14 protein-coding genes and 2 rRNA genes are annotated in these 18552 nt (G+C 66.4%); 1 reads left to right on the top strand and 15 read right to left on the bottom strand.

What is annotated here, in order from left to right:
• Positions 1-3 precede the first annotated feature (3 nt).
• The 10 genes from murJ to OG394_RS37030 all read right to left on the bottom strand — a co-directional run bounded on the left by murJ (position 4) and on the right by OG394_RS37030 (position 9917).
• On the bottom strand, positions 4-1581 hold the full coding sequence (gene murJ, locus OG394_RS37075) for a murein biosynthesis integral membrane protein MurJ (protein WP_328991965.1): 1578 nt from the start codon (positions 1579-1581) through the stop codon (positions 4-6).
• On the bottom strand, positions 1578-2399 hold the full coding sequence (locus OG394_RS37070) for a hypothetical protein (RefSeq protein WP_328991964.1): 822 nt from the start codon (positions 2397-2399) through the stop codon (positions 1578-1580). The genes murJ and OG394_RS37070 overlap by 4 nt, the downstream gene beginning before the upstream one ends.
• Positions 2399-3343, bottom strand: a complete 945-nt coding sequence (locus OG394_RS37065) for a copper transporter (protein ID WP_328991963.1) — start codon at positions 3341-3343, stop codon at positions 2399-2401. Before OG394_RS37065 ends, OG394_RS37070 begins: the two co-directional genes overlap by 1 nt.
• Positions 3340-4521, bottom strand: a complete 1182-nt coding sequence (steA, locus tag OG394_RS37060) for a putative cytokinetic ring protein SteA (RefSeq protein ID WP_328991962.1) — start codon at positions 4519-4521, stop codon at positions 3340-3342. The genes OG394_RS37065 and steA overlap by 4 nt, the downstream gene beginning before the upstream one ends.
• 67 nt (positions 4522-4588) lie before the next feature.
• Positions 4589-6325, bottom strand: a complete 1737-nt coding sequence (gene recN, locus OG394_RS37055; RefSeq protein WP_328991961.1) for a DNA repair protein RecN — start codon at positions 6323-6325, stop codon at positions 4589-4591.
• Positions 6325-7248, bottom strand: coding sequence for an NAD kinase (locus OG394_RS37050; RefSeq protein WP_442914254.1), 924 nt, complete (start codon positions 7246-7248; stop codon positions 6325-6327). Before OG394_RS37050 ends, recN begins: the two co-directional genes overlap by 1 nt.
• A 17-nt stretch (positions 7249-7265) precedes the next feature.
• A complete protein-coding gene (locus OG394_RS37045; protein ID WP_328991959.1) occupies positions 7266-8078 on the bottom strand; it encodes a TlyA family RNA methyltransferase in 813 nt (270 codons plus the stop codon).
• Positions 8079-8084: 6 nt separating this feature from the next.
• Positions 8085-8342: a hypothetical protein gene (locus tag OG394_RS37040; RefSeq protein WP_328991958.1), complete on the bottom strand. Its 258-nt coding sequence runs from the start codon at positions 8340-8342 to the stop codon at positions 8085-8087.
• 2 nt (positions 8343-8344) lie between these two features.
• Positions 8345-8815: a phasin family protein gene (locus OG394_RS37035; RefSeq protein ID WP_328991957.1), complete on the bottom strand. Its 471-nt coding sequence runs from the start codon at positions 8813-8815 to the stop codon at positions 8345-8347.
• A 52-nt stretch (positions 8816-8867) separates the two neighbouring features.
• Entirely contained in the window at positions 8868-9917 is a 1050-nt protein-coding gene (locus tag OG394_RS37030; protein WP_328991956.1) for an HAD-IIA family hydrolase, read from the bottom strand.
• A gap of 24 nt (positions 9918-9941) precedes the next feature.
• Here OG394_RS37030 and OG394_RS37025 point away from each other — a divergent pair, with 24 nt between their 5' ends.
• Positions 9942-11219 carry a DUF1015 domain-containing protein gene (locus OG394_RS37025; protein WP_328991955.1) on the top strand — a complete coding sequence of 426 codons (1278 nt, stop codon included), beginning with the start codon at positions 9942-9944 and terminating at the stop codon, positions 11217-11219.
• Between the two features lie 175 nt (positions 11220-11394).
• On the opposite strand, the gene OG394_RS37020 is transcribed toward OG394_RS37025, so the two are convergent.
• The 5 genes from OG394_RS37020 to OG394_RS37000 form a co-directional block, all read right to left on the bottom strand.
• Entirely contained in the window at positions 11395-12261 is an 867-nt protein-coding gene (locus tag OG394_RS37020) for a CHAD domain-containing protein (protein WP_328991953.1), read from the bottom strand.
• A 79-nt stretch (positions 12262-12340) separates the two neighbouring features.
• A complete protein-coding gene (locus OG394_RS37015; protein WP_328991952.1) occupies positions 12341-13417 on the bottom strand; it encodes a hypothetical protein in 1077 nt (358 codons plus the stop codon).
• Positions 13414-14742, bottom strand: a complete 1329-nt coding sequence (locus tag OG394_RS37010; protein WP_328991951.1) for a hypothetical protein — start codon at positions 14740-14742, stop codon at positions 13414-13416. Before OG394_RS37010 ends, OG394_RS37015 begins: the two co-directional genes overlap by 4 nt.
• 328 nt (positions 14743-15070) lie before the next feature.
• Positions 15071-15188, bottom strand: a 5S ribosomal RNA gene (rrf, locus tag OG394_RS37005).
• A gap of 152 nt (positions 15189-15340) precedes the next feature.
• Positions 15341-18470, bottom strand: a 23S ribosomal RNA gene (locus OG394_RS37000).
• Positions 18471-18552 lie beyond the last annotated feature (82 nt).

Raw genomic sequence — 18552 nt, 5'->3', positions numbered from 1 at the left:
ATCCTACTCGCCACGCCGCAATAACAGCTTCAAGTCCTGCCGTGCCACGAGAGCCGCTACGACGGAATAGACGGCTACGACCGCCAGACCCGACAGCAGCGCGAAGACCAGGGACCGGCCCCAGCCGCCGCTAGACGCGGGTGAGGCAACCAACTGCCCGACAAACCCGGCAGCGAGCGCACCGACAACTGCAGCCACCGCAGCCCGCGGAAGACCGGCCATGACCGCTGAGCCAGCTTGCCGCCGTAGAACCACCAGTAGCGCCAGCGACCCGGCAAGCATCCCGCAGGACATCGCGGCGGCCAGTGCGCCGACTACGTCCACGCCATCCCACCGAGACGTCAGGACGAACCCCAAGACTGCGACGGCCAACCAGGCGATCCCCGTGACCGCTGCGACGTGTCGACCGGCCTGACGCGCGTACAGAACCCGGCCGAGGTGCATGAGCAGCCCGAAGCCGATAAGCCCGGGCGCGAACCAGAGCAGGCCATCGGCGAGCGATGACGCCTGCGCGGCCTGGACCTGTCCGTTGTCGTACGCGAAGATCCGCGCCACCGGGACCGCCGTACCGACCAGTGCCGCCGCACCCACTCCCCCGGCGAGCAACACCGCTCGCGTGGAAGTGGACGCGACCCGGTCAAACTCGGAGGACCCAGCGGAGTACGCAGCGGCCAGGCGCGGGAAGACGGCCGTGGTGATCGGGACGGCCAGTACGGCGTACGGCAGCAGGTAGACCGCGTTGGCCCACGTGTAGACCGCGATACTTCCTGCTGCACCTCGGTGGTTCGCAAGGTACGTCGTGGCGAGGTAGGCCACCTGTTGCGCGACCAGTACGGCTAGTCCGGCAAGGGCGAGCCGACGCAGCACCGGCCCGACGCCCGGGTCTAACCGCAGGGTGGGCCGGATAGGCAGACGCAGCAGCAGCATCGGGATCAACACGCTCAACGCCAGTGCGACCACGCCGGCCGTCGTACCCCAGGCCAGCAGGTTTACGGCACCACCAGAAGCCTCGTCCGCGCGAGGGGCCATGGAGGCGAACAACACGTAGGTGGCGACGACAACGAGACTCGACACCAACGGCGCGACGGCTCCGGCCGCGAAGCGCTGGTGGGATTGGAGAACCGCCGTAGCCACGACTGCAACGGCGTACCCGAAGATCTGCGGCACGAAGATCGCCAGCATCCTCGTGGCGGTTGCGGCCGTACCTCCACATTCGACGCCCGGATCCAGCATGGCGTCGGTGTAGCGGTCGGCGAGCAACCACGCCAACCCCGCCACCGGCAGCAGCACCACGAACGACCAAGTCAGCAAGGCGCCAACGATCCGCCCTTGCGCGGCACGATCGCCGCGAGCGACAGGACCGGCCAGTACCGGGATCACCGCGCCCGCGAGCGCACCACCAACGACGATCTCGAAGAGCACGTTCGGCAACTGGTTGGCCGTCGCGTACGCGTCCGCCAAACAGCCCGCGCCAACGGTCTTCGAGAAGACCAGCCATCGACCGAACCCGACCACGCGGGCCAGCACGGTGACAGCGGCGACCAGTACGGCGGCTTGGGCCAACCGACGGCCAACGCTCACCGGGGGCGTCGGCCCCACTGGTCGATGCGGTCGAGGGTCGGGTTGCCGGCGATGACCTTGGTGAAGCTGACCTTTTCGCTGGCGGCGTTCAGCGCGATGACGCCTGCGAGGGCCAGCAGACGCAAGGGCCTCGGCAGCGCGGAGGCGAGCGCCGTACCGGCCATGGCACCCAGGCCGTTCGCACCGCAGTCGCCGAGCATCGAGCGCTCGTCGAGGTCAGCCGGCGCCACTGCGACCGCTGCACCCGCGACGGCGGCTGCAGGGCCCTTGGCCAACACCGCGGGCGCACTGAGCAGAGTGACGGCCTTCAAAGCTCTACCCGGTCGCAGATCCAGCAAGTTCGTGAGGTTGGCAGTACCGGCGATGAGCGCCGTATCCGCCACTACGTCCACGACGCGGGCCACACCGGTCGTCTTGCGCGGAAGGAGTGCGGCAGCGCCTAGAGCGGCCACACCGACGCCGAGAATCTTGATGGCGCCACTGGTCACTTCACCACGACGCAGAGCGCTCAGGTGGCCCTTGAACCCCTTGGCCTGCGTAGTCCCGAGCAAGTCGTCGTACGCGCCGACAGCGCCTGAAACCGAACCGGCCAGCAACGCGGCGGCACGCACTCGCGGATGCGTGGCGGTGTCACCGGCAACACCCGAGAGCGCGCCGAGCACGGCGATCGGTCCCTCGAGCAGCGTGACGGGCTCACCACGGTGGTTGACGCGCTCGAACGGCTCGCGCTGCTCCTTCGTGAGGCGCTGGGTCGCGCCTTCGACGGCACCGGTCGCGGCGGCCGAAGCCAGGGCGACGGCGATCCTGCCCAGCCCCATCAGTTGTCCTTGGCCTGGAAGGCGCTCGGGGCGACACCGTTCTTCGCGTCGACACCGCCGTACTGCCCGGCCTTGCCCTCCGCCTGCTCGATCAGCGCGAACACGATCGTGGCCTGGCCGCTCGGCATGGTCGCGACGTCGACGGACGAGACCAGCTTGGTCGCATCGGAATCACCGCGCAGGTCCTTGACGTAGCCACCGTTCTGCGCGCTGTCCGGCGCACCGGCGACGACCACACCACCGCTGGCGATGTCGAGGCCCTCGGCGAGGTCGACGGCATCGTCGTACGCCGAGGTGTCGGGCACGGGGCTCGGGGTCTTGCCCGCGACTACGACAACCAGGCTGGCGCGCTGTTTCGGCGTCGGCTTCAGACCGAAGAGCTTCGAACCGGTCAGGCCACCGAGGATCTTGGTGGCGTCACCGTCGACGGTCTTGCCCTCTTCCTTCGCCGCGATGGCCCGGCCGAGGATCTGGCCGGTCCGCTCGAAGGTGGTGCTGTCCTTGCCGAAGGTGACGTCGGCGGTGACGAGCTCGGTGCTGAGCTGGTCGATCAGCTGGCGCTGGTCGGCCTGGAACAGCTTGCCGTCCAGCGAGACCCGGGTGGTGACCGTGGCGCCGGCCTTCTCCAGGGTCTCGACCGTCGTGTTGGCCAGACCACCGTCGACGTCGGGCATCGTCACGACGGCGACGTTCTTACCGGCGAGCTTGCCGGTGGTCATGCTGCCGGTGACCTTGGTGACGTAGTCGTCGCGGTACTTCTCGAGCGCTTTGGCCTGGATCAGCTCCGCCCGCGCATTCTCGAGCGCATTGCGATCCCTTTGGGCCTGGTCCTGCACGACCTGGCTCGCGGTGCCCTTCAGCGGGCCCGCCCCCAGGACCACACCGGCACCGAGGGCGAAGAAGATCGCCACGATCGAGACGATGTGATAGCGAAAGTCGATCACGTGAACAACTCCTGGATCCCGAAGACGATGTCGTTCCAGCGCGCTCTGAGGATCGACCACAAGATCGTGTGCGCGTCGATCGACACCATCGCGACGCTGAGCACGAAAACGCCGGCCGTGATCAGCGCGATGATCTGGAACGTAGAGACACGGCTGCGATAGAGGCGGCTGACACCCTTGGCGTCGACCAGTTTCGCCCCCACCCGCAGCCGGGTGATGAAGGTGCTGGCCATTCCGGAGCGGCCCTTGTCCAGGAACTCGACCAGCGAGTTGTGCGTGCCGACCGCGACGATCAGCGACGCGCCCTTGGAGTCGGCCAGCAACATCGCGACATCCTCACTGGTACCCGTCGCGGGGAACTCGATCGACTGCACGCCGAGCCGCTCGAGCCGATCCGAACCCGGCGCGCGACCGTCGCGATAGGCGTGCACGACCACCTCGGCACCACTTTTCAGAGTGTCGTCGGTGACCGAGTCCATATCGCCGATGATCAGGTCCGGCGCATACCCGTTCTCGACCAGCGCGTCGGCACCGCCGTCAACGCCGATCAGGACCGGGCGGTACTCGCGAATGTACGGCCGGAGGGCCACCAGGTCGTCGCGGTAGTCGTACCCCCGGACGACGATCAGCACATGGCGACCGTCCATCGGGGTGTGGATCTCGGGCACACCGACGCCGTCGAGCAGCAGATCCCGCTCGCGGCGCAGGTACTCCAAGGTGTTGGCGGTGAAGGCCTCGAGCTGCGTGGACAGACCCGCGCGGGCGTCGTCCATCGACTCGGCGACGGTCTCGCTGTCCTGGCTGGCGCCCTTCGCGAGCACGTCCTCACCGCGGTACAGCACGCCTTCGTGCAGCCGGACCTTCTCGCCCTCGTGCAGGGTGGAGAAGACCTCGCGGCCGATGCCGTCGACCAGTGGGATCCCTGCCTCGACCAGGATCTCGGGGCCGAGGTTCGGATAGCGGCCGCTGATCGAGTCGGCCACGTTGACGACCGCGGCGACCTTGCAGTCGACCAGCGCCTCGGCACTGACCCGATCCAGGTCGACGTGGTCGATCACCGCGATCTCGCCGGGCTTCAGGCGCTTGGTGAGGTTCTTGGTACGGCGATCCAGCCGGACCACTCCGTGAATACCGGGAAGTTCGGTTGGGCGCGTACGTCTCAAGGTGGGCAGTCTCATCGCGACTGCCATCCTGCCATGTCAAGGGACCGGGCCGGGCACTGTAAACGTCGTTGAGCCCTGATGTCTACAGATTCTTCTTAGTTCGCTTCTTGCCGCCCTTGCCGTGCCGCTCGGCCGCGAGGGCCAGCAACTCCTCCGCATGCGCCTGGGCGGCATCGGAGTTCTCCAGGCCTGCCATCATCCGGGAAAGCTCTTTCAGCCGGGCGTCATCGTCCAGCGCGACCAGACCGCTGGTGGTGACCGAACCGTCGTCACTCTTCAGCACAACGGCGTGACGGTCCGCGAACGCTGCCACCTGCGGTAGGTGCGTGACCACGATGACCTGGGTCTTCTCGGCCAGCTTCGCGAGCCGTTTGCCGACCTCCACGGCCGCGCGGCCGCCGATACCCGCGTCGATCTCGTCGAAGACCAGCGTCGGCACGGGATGCGTGTCCGACAGGATGACCTCGAGCGCCAGCATCACGCGCGACAACTCACCACCCGAAGCCGCCTTCTGCAACGGCCTCGCAGGGCTTCCAGGGTTGGCCGCGAAGCAGAACTCGACCTCGTCGGCGCCGAACGGTCCCGGCGTACTGTCGTGCACGTCGACCGTCAGCTGCGCATGCGGCATGGCCAGGCCGGCGAGCTCCCCGGTCACGGACTTGCCGAGCCGCTCGGCCGCATCCCGCCGGGCGGTCGCGATGACGTGGCCCAGCTCGGTCAACCGGGTCTGCAGGTCAGCCTGTTCCGCCATCAGCAGCTCGACCCGCTCGTCGCTGCCGTCGAGCTCGGCAAGACGTGCCGCGGAGCGCTTGGACCACTCCAGCACCTCGTCGATCGTGCCGTCGGCATCGCCGTACTTGCGGGCCAATGACGTCAGCAGCGCGCGCCGCTCGCTCACCACGGACAGCCGGGCCGGATCGGTATCAATGTCCGACGCGTACGACGAGAGCTCGCCCGACAGGTCTGCCGCGAGATAACTCAGCTCCGCCACGCGATCGGCCAGTCCCGCCAGGGTCGGGTCGTGCTCGCGCTCGCCGTCGAGGGCTTGTTTTGCGAGTGAAAGCAGGCCTAGCACGTCGTTTGGCCGGGTCGCGTCGAGGTCCTCGGCCGCGAGCGCGCCTGCCGCGGTGGTGGCCGCCGTCCGCAGGCCGTCCGCATACGCGAGGCGCTCCTCCTCGGCGGCGAGCTCCAGGTCTTCGCCGGGTAGAGGCTCGGCCTTCGCGATCTCCTCCAGGCCGAACCGCAGCAGGTCTGCCTCGGCCAACCGGTCGCGCTGGCGGGTGGTGAGCTCGGTCAACTCGGACTCGACCTCGCGATGCCTTCGGTAAGCCGCGGTGTACTCGGCGAGGGGCTCGAGCACGGGCTTGCCGGCAAACGTGTCGAGCGTTTCCCGCTGGCGAATCGGCTGCAGCAGACGCCATTGGTCCGCCTGGCCGTGGATCGCGACCAGATCGCCCGAGACGTCCGCGAGCACACTCACGGGCACGCTTGCGCCGCCCAAGAACGCGCGGGATCTGCCCTCCGACGAGAGCTCTCGCGCGATCAGCAGCTCGCCGTCTTCCAGCTCACCGCCGCGGTCTTCGGTCTGCTGGGCCAGGGATTTCGGCACCGAAGTGGCTCGCCCCTCGACCCGGGCCCGCCGTACGCCGTGCCGGACCAGACCGCTGTCGGCCCGGCCGCCGAGCAACATGCTCACGCCGGTCACCACCATCGTCTTGCCCGCACCGGTCTCGCCGGTGACCGCGGTGAAACCAGGGTCGAGGTCCAAGGTGGCGTCCTCGATCACCCCGAGTCCGGTGATCCGGATTTCGGACAACATCAGCCAGACCGTCCGTTCTTACGCTCGGCAGTGCCCCGCCAGCCCAGCACCGGCAGGTCGAACTTGGCTACCAGGCGATCGGTGAAGGGCGCCTCGTGCACCCTCGCCAGTCGCACCGGGGTTTTACCGCGCCGTACGTCGATGCGCGCCGCACGGGGAAGCTCCACCGTCCGGCGGCCGTCACACCACATCACGCCCAGGCCTTCCGAGGCGCGCACCAGCTCGATCGACACGGTCGACCCGGGCCCAACCACCATTGGCCGCGAGTACAACGCGTGCGCGCTCAGCGGCACCATCAGGATGGCCTCGACCTCCGGCCACACCACCGGACCGCCGGCGGAGAACGCGTAGGCGGTCGAACCGGTCGGCGTCGCACAGACCACGCCATCGCAGCCCCAACGGGACAACGGCCGCCCATCGACCTCGACCATCACCTCGAGCATTCGCTCGCGGGCGGCCTTCTCCACGCTCGCCTCGTTCAGCGCCCAGGTCTCGGTGACGAGCTCGCCATCGGCGTACACGGAGATGTCGAGGGTCATCCGCTCCTCGACGGTGTACTTGCGGTCGACCACGGACTGCACCGTGCGCTCGAGGTCCTCGTACTCCGCTTCGGCCAGGAAGCCGACGTGGCCGAGGTTCACACCGAGCACGGGGGTGCCGTGCGGGCGGGCCAGCTCGGCGCCGCGCAGGATCGAGCCGTCGCCGCCGAGCACCATGATCAGCTCGACGTCGAGGGCGGCCTTGTCCGGGTCTTGGGCCACCTCGACCGGGTCCAGCGCGAGCACATCGGCGTCGGCACCGCCCACGCGCACGGAGATCCCGGCGGCGGTGAGCAGGCTGTGCGCCTTTCGGGCGACCTCGATGGCGTGTTCGCGACCGGTATGGGTGACCAGCAGCACGCGACGCGGCTCGCTCACGGCCATCCCTTCCTCGTCTTGAGTCACTGCGGTCCCGTCTCGACAGCAGTCCGGAGCATCGTCTCATCGAGCGGCGGTGCCGAACGGCGTATCCACAGGAAATACTCGACATTTCCGGACGGACCGGGCAACGGGCTGGCCGCGACTCCGGCGATTCCCCAGCCCAGGTCCGTGGCTTTTGCCGCCACTCCGCGCACCGCGTCGGCCCGTAGCTCCGGATCGCGCACCACGCCGCCCTTGCCGAGCCGCTCCTTGCCGACCTCGAACTGGGGTTTGACCATCAGCACGAGATCGCCTTCCGGCTGCGTCACCGCGATCAGCGCGGGCAGCACCAGCGTCAGCGAGATGAACGACAGATCGCTGACGACCAACGCGACCTGCTCCCCCAGCGTCTCGGGCGTGAGCGTCCGCACGTTGGTGCGATCCATCACCGTCACCCGGTCATCAGTCTGAAGGGCCCAGACAAGCTGGCCATAGCCGACGTCAACGGCAAAGACGTGCTGTGCGCCGTTACGCAGCAGGACGTCGGTGAAGCCGCCGGTAGACGCTCCTGCGTCTAGACACCGCTTGCCGTCGACAGTGAGCTCTTTGAACGCCTCTAGCGCGCCGACGAGCTTGTGCGCACCTCTAGACGCATAACCCGGGTCATCCATCTCAGACGTGTCCACGACGATTGCCGCGTCTGCGCCGACTCCTGTCGCCGGTTTGGTCGCGACAGTTCCTGAGACCTTCACCCGGCCAGCAGCGATCAACTCGCCCGCATGGTCCCGGGATCGCGCCAGGCCGCGCCGGACCAGCTCGGCGTCCAGCCGGGCACGTCGTACCGCTTTAGCCACAGGTGCTCAGCTGGGCTCGCCGTCGGACTCGGCGAGGGCGTTCTGCAACCGCTCGTGCAGATCCGCGTAAACCTCGCCGTGTTCCGACACCGGACGCTCACGGAGCTCGTCGAGCCGGTTCATCGTCTCCTCGACCAGCGGGTGGCTGCCCTCCCGCTCGGGCTCGGTCTCGTAGTCCGGCTCTTCGGGCGGCAGGTCCTCGGGTTGTGGCTCGGCATCGGGATCCGGGCCGTGGTACGGCTGTTCAGACGGGAACTCGGTCACCTTCAGGCCTTCTTGGCAGTGGTCTTCTTCGCGGCAGTCTTCTTGGCGGCTGCCTTCTTCGCCGGTGCCTTCTTGGCAGCGGCCTCCTTCGCCGGCGCGGCCTTCTTCGCGGCCGGAGCCTGCTTGATCGGCGGCGTGCTCATGGCCGGCTTCTCCGCGGCGGCCAGCTCCTTCTCGAGGCTTTCGATCCGGCGAGCCAGTGCGGAGACCTCCTCGGCGCGCACGAAACCGAGCTTCGCCACGGCACCTTCGACCTCGTTGGCCACGATCGCCTGCAGCAGCTGGCGATTGCTCTTGCTGGTGGCCACGATCTCTTCGGCGAGGTCGCTCACCTTCGTGGTCAGTCCGGTGGTCAGCTGCTCGGCGCCGGTCTGCTGGATCAGCGCCTTCGCGGCCGCCTGGGCACGCTGCTTGGTGACCTCGGTCAGGCCGTTGGCGAGCTGAACATAACCGCGCAGTGCATCCATCACCATGATGGCCTCCTCGCTGAGGCTGGGGTTCGTTGCCAGCCACGGTAGCGTGCGTTCACCGTTTACCCAGGCCAACCTTGGTCAGCGCGGCGCGCACGGCCGGGGTTTTGCCGTTCTCGTCCGCCTCCGCCCAGGCCGCGGAGAGGATCGCGCGCAGTCCGTCGTACGACTCGCCCTCTCCCTCGACCACGACCTCACCGTCGGCCACCTCGGCGATCCAGCCCTCGCACGAGTGCATGCCGCCGTCGACCTCCACGGCCGGGTGCTTCTCCACGAGCGCGCTCAACCCGGCACCGATGTACGTCGGCCGCTGGTCCTTCGGGGCGGCGGCCAGGTCGACCGCGTCGTTCACGCCCGTCGCGACCCACAAACTGGGGATGCCGACCGCGTACGCGCCGGCGATATCCGTGTCGAGGCGATCGCCCACCATCAACGGCGCCTCGGCCTTCAACCGCTCGATGCTGGTCAGCAGCAAGGGCGGCTCGGGCTTACCGGCTACGACCGGATCGACCTCCACGGCCTCGCGCACGGCCTTCACCAGCGCCCCATTGCCAGGGGCCTTGCCGCCGGCGGTCGGGATCGTGAGGTCGAGATTCGTCGCGAACCACTTGGCGCCCGCGTTGATCGCATGCGCGCCATCCGCGAGCAGCACCCAGTTGACCTCCGGGTGAAAGCCCTGCACAACGGCGACCGGGTCCTCGTCGCTGCTGCGCACGGCGGTCATGCCGTATTCGTCCAGCGCCGCGAACAGCCCTTCGCCACCGACGACCATCACCTTGGCGCCGGCCGGGTACTGCTGGGAGATCAGCCGGGCCGCCGCCTGCGCGGACGTGACCACGTCATCCCCGGTCACGTCGAGGCCGAACGAGCTCAGGTGCTCGGCGACGACGCTGGCCGGCCGGCTCGCGTTGTTCGTGATGTAGCCGAGGCGGATCCCGGCCTCGGCGGCTTTGCGCAGACTCTCCGGCGCACCCGGCACCGGATCGGGCCCGACGTACACGACGCCGTCCAGATCGAGCAGCGCCACGTCGTACCGGATCGAAAGGGGCTGGTCACAGGCCGACAGCGGTGGCGGCGACTGGCCGTCCTTACCGCGCGCGCTCACGACCGCCCCCGTACGATGCCGCTCATGCCCGAGTCGCTCAACACGCCTTCGCCGCTGCCTTCCGGCGCGCCGGTGTCCCCGGGTGCTTCGGACGCCCAGGTGTCTCCGGACGCCCACGCTGCTTCGGGTGCGCAGGTGTCGAGGCCGTTGCGGCTGGAGCCGTTGCGGGCGTGGCGGTTCGTCGCCGGCCGGGTCAGCACGCTGGGCGCGGTGACCTCTCCGCCGTACGACGTCCTTGAACCCGCCCTGGTCCGGCGGCTGACTGATTCTGATCTCCACAACATGGTGCGGCTCATCCTTCCACGCGACCAGGACCTTGGCCCGAGCCGGTACGACCAGGCGGCCGTACGGCTGACCGACTGGCAGCACGCGGGCGTCGTCGTCCAGGACGCCAAGCCCGCGCTCTACGTCTACGAACAACGCCTCGGGGATGCCTTCCTGTGCGGCCTGATCGGTGCCCTCGGCCTCGACCCGGGCGGCCACGTGGTGCTCCCGCACGAGGACACGATGCCGAACTGGGTCGACGACCGGTTCACCCTGATGGAGGCCACCGACGCGGATCTCGAACCGATCCTGCTCGCCTACACCGGTGGAGGCGCCGCGAGTGACGCCATCGACGAGGCCCGCGCGGGCGTGCCGTGGCTGGTCGCGGACTCCGAGAACGGCGCCACCCACACGATCTGGCGGATCGACTCCCCCACGACGCTCGCCGCCATCGCCGCCGACCTGGCCACCCGCGAAGCCCTGATCGCCGACGGCCACCACCGATACGCGGCATACCTCGAACGCAACCGCCGCGAACCCGACCGCCCCGGCACCGACCTCGGCCTGGCCATGCTCGTCGACCACGGCCGCCACCCGCTCACCCTCGACGCCATCCACCGAACCGTGCCAGGCCTATCTCTGGAAACCGTGCTCTCCCGTACGCCCGAAGGATGGCGAGTGGTTCCGGGCCGCCAGCAGGACGACGCGCACCGCCTCTCGGTTTTCGACGGTACGTCGTGGCTGACGCTCTACCGCACCGACGCCCGTACGTCGCCCGCAGCCGTCGCCAAGCCCGAGGTATCCCTGCTCCACGAGGAGCTCTTCCCGGCGTGGGGCGTCGACCCCGAGCCAGTCGGCTTCCACCACCGCCTAGCCGACGCCCTTGCCCAAGCGACAGTCGCGACCGCCGTCATCGAACTCGACCCACCACGCCTGGACCAAGTCCTCTCCACCGCGGCCCACGGCGCCCGCCTCCCCCAAAAAGCAACCTCCTTCGGCCCCAAACCCCGCACCGGCCTCCTCTTCCGCACCCTCTAACCACAGCGCCTTCTGCCGCCTCGCTCTACCCGGCGAATCCCCAAAACCCAACCCCGCGGCCCGAATCTGTGGAAAACCCTCCCGCGAGGTGCCTTGTTGTGTCGCGCGTGTGCAAACACAAGGAGGCACTTCGCGGAGGGTTTTCCACAGATGTGCGCGTGGGGGCGCGAGGGGGTTACGGGCGGTGGTAGTGGGCTAGGAATTCTTCGCGGAGGGGGCGGCGGGCGGCACGGTGACGTTCCATCAGGCGGCCCAAGGCGAAGGCCATTTCGACGTCGCCGGCCTTGTCCGCCTCGTCGAGGAAGAGCCAGAGGGTGTCCGCGGCGGCGCAGTGGTCCTGGTGTTGCCCGAGCAGGTCCTGGAATTTGGCCGCGCGACCGGCGAGTTCTTTCGCCTCTTCGCCGAGTACGACGGAGACGCTCTCGGCGGCGTAGCGGAGGCGCTTGGCGTCGAGGCGTACGTCGTGCCATTGCTCGTCTGGGGACCACTGGGTGAGCTGGTCGGCCGCCTCGGTGAACTTGATCCGAGTGGCGTCCAGCAACCGTGGCAGGACTTTGGCGCAGGGGCGATCGGCGCGGGCGCGGAGTTCGGGAGCGGCGGCGACGGCGTCGAGGAGGTCGAGCAGCATGGCGGTTCGCTGGCTCGCGACGGCGGCTTCGGCTGTTGCGGCAGCTCGTTCGAGGCTCGTAGCGAGTAGGTGCAGGATGGTCGCGACGTAGTCGGCGTCGTCCTCGCTGGTCGCGTGATCGCGGATGAGGGCGGAAACCACCTCGAGATCGCGGGCCTGGCTGCAGCTCATCGCAAGCTGGGACAGTTCCTGGCGGAGCTGGAGGGCCTGGTCGCCGGTGAGAAGGCGCCGGTACAGCCGCAGGTCGCTGCGCAGCCGCCGGCAGGAGACCCGCACCTGGTGGACGCCGTCGTACTCCGACGCCTCCACCATCGCGACGGATCGCCGCAAGCGCGCAGCACCGCTCACCAGCGAACCCGTCACCAACGCCCCGACCGGTGAGGCCGGGGACAACTCCACCGCGATCGGCGCCATCGGGCAATTCTCGCGGACCCGGCGCGTCGCCGTACCAAAACAGCGCGCGCCGCGTCCGCCACCGCCCGGCGGCCGCCGGTTACTTGTCGGTCAGATCGCCCGGCTTATCGTCGCCGTCAACCTCATCCGACTCGTCCTCGTCAGCCTCATCGTCCTCAGTACCAACGACATCGGCGCCGTCCTCGTCCGCTTTATCCGACTCGGAATCGTCCGTCTCGTCGACCTCGTCCGACTCAACCACCTCAACGGACTCGGCAGACTCGTCCAGCTCAGCAGACTCGGCCGGGGAATCGACGTCGTCGTCATCCTCATCCGCGTCGTCTTCGTCGTCTTCGTCGTCTGTCTCGGCGGTGTCTGCGGCGTCGTCGTCGGAGTCGGCAGCCTCATCCTTGTCGTCGGTGTCGGCGTCGTCCTCGGCGGATTCGGCCGGGGTGGCGGTGTCGGTGACGTCGATGATGGCGGGGCCGCGCTCTTCGTAGTCCTCGTCGTCATCGTCCTCGTCGAGGTCGGTGAACTCGAGGCCTTCGAGAGCGGCCGCACGCTCAGCGGCATCCGTCGCGCCGTCGATGTCGACGCCCGCGGCCCGGTGGAACCAGACCAGCGCCTCTTCGTCCCGATCCAGCGCCGCCAACGTGTCGGCGTACGCGTAACGCAGACGCGCCAGCCACTCGACCCGCACCCGCTTGTTCAGCTCGGGCACCTCGAGGGTCTGCAACGCGGCCGCGGCCTGACCCATATCGCGACGGGCGCCGGCGGCCACGATCAGCATCTCCATCTGGGAGCCGAGCTCGAGATCCTTGACGGCACGCTCACGCGACAACGCCAGCGCCTTCTCCGGCCGGCCGAGCGCACGCTCGCAGTCGGCCATCGTCGGCAGCACCTCGTTGTTCCCGGTCATACGCCGAACGGCGCGGAACTCCACCAGCGCCTCGTCGTAATGACCCGCCAGGTACGCCGTGACCGCAACCGCCTCGCGGACGCCACCGAGGCGTGCCGCCAGCCGTCGAGCGGTCTTCGCGTGCTGGTAGGCCAACTCCGGGTCGGAGTCGATGGTCATGCCGGAGGCGACCAGGTGCTGCGCGACCAGGTCCGCGAGCGAACGCGGCAGACCACGGAGCTCCTGCTTGACCGACTTGTCCAGCTCGGAGCCGGTCACGCCCGCCGGGATGGGCGGATCGTCCTTGCGCGGGCCAACTCTCTCTTCGCTGTCCTCCCGACGCGGACCGCGGGCCTTGTCGCGATCACGCGGGGCCGGCGGACGACGGCGGTCACCGCTACCGCGCTGGTCCCTGCCACCACGCTCACCACGTTCGCCGAAGCCACCACGGCTGCCCGCACCCGCGCCGGCACCACGGCCTGCGCCACGGTCCTCGCGCGGTGCGCGGTCATCACGGTCGCGGCTGGGCCGGTCGCTGTAGCCCGTACGGTCGTCGCGAGCGCCACGGCCACCAGCAGACCCACCAGCGGCGGGACGCCCTGAACGGTCGCCATAGACAGCCCGGTCACCCCCGCGGCCGAAGGGACTGCGATCATCGCGGCCACGATCGCCACCACGGTCACGGTCACCACCACGCGTATCGCGGGCACCACGGTCTCCCGCAGCCGGCCCACGCGCACCACGGTCGCCCGCGGGACCACGCGCACCAAAGCCACGGTCATCCCGCGCACCCGAGCCGCCGCGGTCATCGCGCCCACCACGGTCATCCCTGCCGCCGCGGTCGCCGAAGCCACCACGAGGCGCACTGCCACCACGGTCGTCGCGACCGGCACCGCGGGGCGCGCCGCCACCGCGTTCGTTGCGATCGTTGGTGGCAGGACGTGCGCTGCGGTCGCCGGAACCACGGTCATCGCGGGCCGGACGACTGCCGAAGCGGTCGCTCGAGCCGCGGTCATCACGCGCCGGGCGGCTACCGAAGCGGTCGTTGCTGTCACCACGCTCGGAGTAACCGCGGTTGTCGCGGTCACCACGATCGGCGTAGCCGCCACGCTCGTCATCCCGGCGCGGTCCAGCGGGACCACGACGGTCGCCGCCGGAGCCACCCGAGAAACTACGCCCGCCACCGGACGAACCAGAGCCACCGGAATACCCACGGCTGCCACCGGACGATCCGGAACCACCAGACCTAGAAGGACCACCGGAGCGGGAACCGCCACCAGACTGGCCGCCAGACCACGAACTACCGCCGGATCCGCCTGAACGGGCTCCTCCGCCGGAACGCGGTCCATCACTTCTGTCACCACGACTGTCGCCGCGGCCTTCACCACGGCCGGCGGTGCCACCGGAGCGGCCAGCGTCACCGGAACGACCGGGGCCAAAGCCACCCGGACCACCGGAACGAGGCGCACCGTAGCCGCCGGAACCACCAGAGCGACCGGAACCGCCCTGGCCGGCTCCGCCACGACCTTGGCCGCCGCCGGAGCGGTCGTCGCCGCGGTCGCTGCCGCCGCCGCGGCCGGTGCCCGAGCGGTCGTTACCACCACGGCCGGCGCCGGAACGCCCCGCACCCCCGCCAGAAGAGCCCCGGCCGCGATCGCCAGGACCGGAACGAGGTGAACGAGGTGGCGTGGCCACGGTGACTCCTATCGATCGAACACAAGGTGGTGCAGACACTCAAACGTATGGACGTCTAAAGGTAACAAGCCGCGGGCTGCCAAAATGCCCGCAGGCATCGCTGGAGCCGCTACAGCTGTATGGACTCTCCAAAACCCGCGAACTTCCGCGCGGCTTTGCCGAGTTCTTCGCTCTCTGTTGAATTCGCCACAAATGTTAAGGGCCACCCGTTGCCGGGTGGCCCTTAACAGTGTGAATGTCCGGCGACGTCCTACTCTCCCACGACCTCCCGGTCGCAGTACCATCGGCGCTGGCGGGCTTAACTTCCAGGTTCGGAATGGAGACTGGGTGTTTCCCCGACGCTATGGTCACCGTAACTCTTGTAGAACTACAAGCCACCCACGTGTTGCTGGGTCTGACTGTGTTCTGAAAGCTGCATAGTGGACGCATTGTTACGCAGACACCACCACGTGTGTGGTGTCGGGTCTTTGTGTTTGTTGTGCTTGTCTCGAGTTCTTTGTTGCGTGTTGAGACAAGCCCTCGGCCTATTAGTACCAGTCAGCTGCACACGTTGCCGTGCTTCCACTTCTGGCCTATCAACCCAGTGGTCTGCTGGGGGCCTTACCCGGTTAACCCGGTGGGAGACCTCATCTTGAAGCGTGCTTCCCGCTTAGATGCTTTCAGCGGTTATCACTTCCGAACGTAGCCAACCAGCCGTGCTCCTGGCGGAACAACTGGCACACCAGAGGTTCGTCCACCCCGGTCCTCTCGTACTAGGGGCAGCCCTTCTCAAGTCTCCTGCGCGCGCAGCGGATAGGGACCGAACTGTCTCACGACGTTCTAAACCCAGCTCGCGTGCCGCTTTAATGGGCGAACAGCCCAACCCTTGGGACCTACTCCAGCCCCAGGATGCGACGAGCCGACATCGAGGTGCCAAACCATCCCGTCGATATGGACTCTTGGGGAAGATCAGCCTGTTATCCCCGGGGTACCTTTTATCCGTTGAGCGACGGCGCTTCCACTTGCCACCGCCGGATCACTAGTTCCGACTTTCGTCCCTGCTCGACATGTCTGTCTCACAGTCAAGCTCCCTTGTGCACTTGCACTCGACACCTGATTGCCAACCAGGCTGAGGGAACCTTTGAGCGCCTCCGTTACCTTTTAGGAGGCGACCGCCCCAGTCAAACTACCCACCAGGCACTGTCCCTGATCCGGATAACGGACCGAGGTTAGACAGCCAGAACAACCAGAGTGGTATTTCAACGATGACTCCACACTCACTGGCGTGAATGCTTCACAGTCTCCCACCTATCCTACACAAGTTGTACCGACCACCAATACCAAGTTGTAGTAAAGGTCCCGGGGTCTTTCCGTCCTGCTGCGCGTAACGAGCATCTTTACTCGTAATGCAATTTCGCCGAGTCCACGGTTGAGACAGCGCCCAAGTCGTTACGCCATTCGTGCAGGTCGGAACTTACCCGACAAGGAATTTCGCTACCTTAGGATGGTTATAGTTACCACCGCCGTTTACTGGCGCTTAAGTTCAAAGCTTCGCCGGCCGAAACCAGCTAACTCGTCCCCTTAACGTTCCAGCACCGGGCAGGCGTCAGTCCGTATACATCGAATTACTTCTTCGCACGGACCTGTGTTTTTAGTAAACAGTCGCTTGGGCCTGGTCTCTGCGGCCATCAACGCTTCCACCAGCAAGTGGTGTCACGCATCAGGCCCCCCTTCTCCCGAAGTTACGGGGGCATTTTGCCGAGTTCCTTAACCATGGTTCACTCGATCGCCTTGGTATTCTCTACCTGATCACCTGTGTCGGTTTGGGGTACGGGCGGCTCTAACACTCACTACGAAGTTTTTCTCGGCAGCATGGGATCATCCACTTCCCCTAAACGGGTCCGCCTCGGCTCTCAGGCTCAATGAGACACGGATTTGCCTATGTCTCGCCCTACCACCTTGCCCGCGGATCAGCTTGCGCCTACCATCGCCGCGGTTGGACTACCCTCCTGCGTCACTCCTTAGTGCACCTAATACCAGCTCGGGTCAGAAGATCCCCCACTCAACCCGAAGGTCTTGTGGCTTCACATCCTTAGCATCACCGGGTTCGGTCGGGTCGTGTTAATGCCGGTACGGGAATATCAACCCGTTGTCCATCGACTACGCCTGTCGGCCTCGCCTTAGGTCCCGACTTACCCAGGGCAGATTAGCTTGACCCTGGAACCCTTGATCATTCGGCGGACGGGTTTCTCACCCGTCATTCGCTACTCATGCCTGCATTCTCACTCGTGTAGCGTCCACAACTAGATCACTCTGCTGCTTCACTCGCTACACGACGCTCCCCTACCCATCCACACACCTGGACCCAACCCGAAGGTTGAGCCGGGTACTTGCATGAATGCCACAGCTTCGGCGGCTTGCTTGAGCCCCGCTACATTGTCGGCGCGGAATCACTTGACCAGTGAGCTATTACGCACTCTTTCAAGGGTGGCTGCTTCTAAGCCAACCTCCTGGTTGTCTGGGCAACTCCACATCCTTTTCCACTTAGCAAGCGCTTAGGGGCCTTAGCTGGTGATCTGGGCTGTTTCCCTCTCGACTACGGAGCTTATCCCCCGCAGTCTCACTGCCGCGCTCTCACTTACCGGCATTCGGAGTTTGGCTGATTTCGGTAAGCCGGTAAGCCCCCTAGACCATCCAGTGCTCTACCTCCGGTAAGAAACACGCGACGCTGCACCTATATGCATTTCGGGGAGAACCAGCTATCACGGAGTTTGATTGGCCTTTCACCCCTATCCACAGGTCATCCCCCAGGTTTTCAACCCTGGTGGGTTCGGTCCTCCACGCGGTCTTACCCGCGCTTCAACCTGCCCATGGATAGATCACTCCGCTTCGGGTCTAGAGCATGCGACTACAGCGCCCTATTCAGACTCGCTTTCGCTACGGCTACCCCACACGGGTTAACCTCGCCACATACCACTAACTCGCAGGCTCATTCTTCAAAAGGCACGCCGTCACAACCCCCAAAAGGATCGCTCCGACGGATTGTAGGCAATCGGTTTCAGGTACTATTTCACTCCCCGCCTGGGGTACTTTTCATCTTTCCCTCACGGTACTATTCCGCTATCGGTCACCAAGAAGTATTTAGGCTTAGCGGGTGGTCCCGCCAGATTCACACAAGATTTCAGGGGTCCCGTGCTACTCGGGAAAACACTCGAGAGTTGTCGTCTTACGTCTACGGGGCTATTACCCTCTACGGCACGACTTTCCAGAAAACTTCGACTTCAACAACAATTTCTGACTCTCCGGACCTACGGCAATAGAATCCTGAATGCTCCCACAACCCCACATACGCAACGCTCGCCGGCTATCACACGCACATGGTTTAGCCTCTTCCGCTTTCGCTCGCCACTACTCACGGAATCACTATTGTTTTCTCTTCCTGCGGGTACTGAGATGTTTCACTTCCCCGCGTTCCCTCCAGACACCCTATGTGTTCAGGCACTGGTAACTGGCTTTAGAATGCCAGCTGGGTTTCCCCATTCGGACACCCCCGGATCACAGCTTGGTTGCCAACTCCCCGGGGCTTATCGCAGGCTCCAACGTCCTTCATCGGCTCTTGGTGCCAAGACATCCACCGATTGCCCTTAGTAGCTTGTCATCAACACACAACAAAAAACTAAAGACAACAAAAACAAAGATGCTCGCGTCCACTATGCAGTTCTCAAAAAACAGACAGGAAA

The sequence above is a fragment of the Kribbella sp. NBC_01245 genome (assembly GCF_036226525.1).
In the GTDB taxonomy this organism is placed as follows: domain Bacteria; phylum Actinomycetota; class Actinomycetes; order Propionibacteriales; family Kribbellaceae; genus Kribbella.
The sequence above is the reverse complement of the archived record's forward strand: the minus strand, read 5'-3'. Positions and strand labels throughout refer to the sequence as shown.

Excerpts from the sequence above, each read along its gene's own strand:
- OG394_RS37070 (WP_328991964.1), bottom strand. The coding sequence starts at position 2,399 with ATGGGGCTGGGCAGGATCGCCGTCGCCCTGGCTTCGGCCGCCGCGACC.
- steA (WP_328991962.1), bottom strand. The coding sequence starts at position 4,521 with ATGAGACTGCCCACCTTGAGACGTACGCGCCCAACCGAACTTCCCGGT.
- recN (WP_328991961.1), bottom strand. The coding sequence starts at position 6,325 with ATGTTGTCCGAAATCCGGATCACCGGACTCGGGGTGATCGAGGACGCC.
- OG394_RS37050 (WP_442914254.1), bottom strand. The coding sequence starts at position 7,248 with ATGGCCGTGAGCGAGCCGCGTCGCGTGCTGCTGGTCACCCATACCGGT.
- OG394_RS37035 (WP_328991957.1), bottom strand. The coding sequence starts at position 8,815 with ATGGTGATGGATGCACTGCGCGGTTATGTTCAGCTCGCCAACGGCCTG.
- OG394_RS37025 (WP_328991955.1), top strand. The coding sequence starts at position 9,942 with ATGCCCGAGTCGCTCAACACGCCTTCGCCGCTGCCTTCCGGCGCGCCG.
- OG394_RS37020 (WP_328991953.1), bottom strand. The coding sequence starts at position 12,261 with ATGGCGCCGATCGCGGTGGAGTTGTCCCCGGCCTCACCGGTCGGGGCG.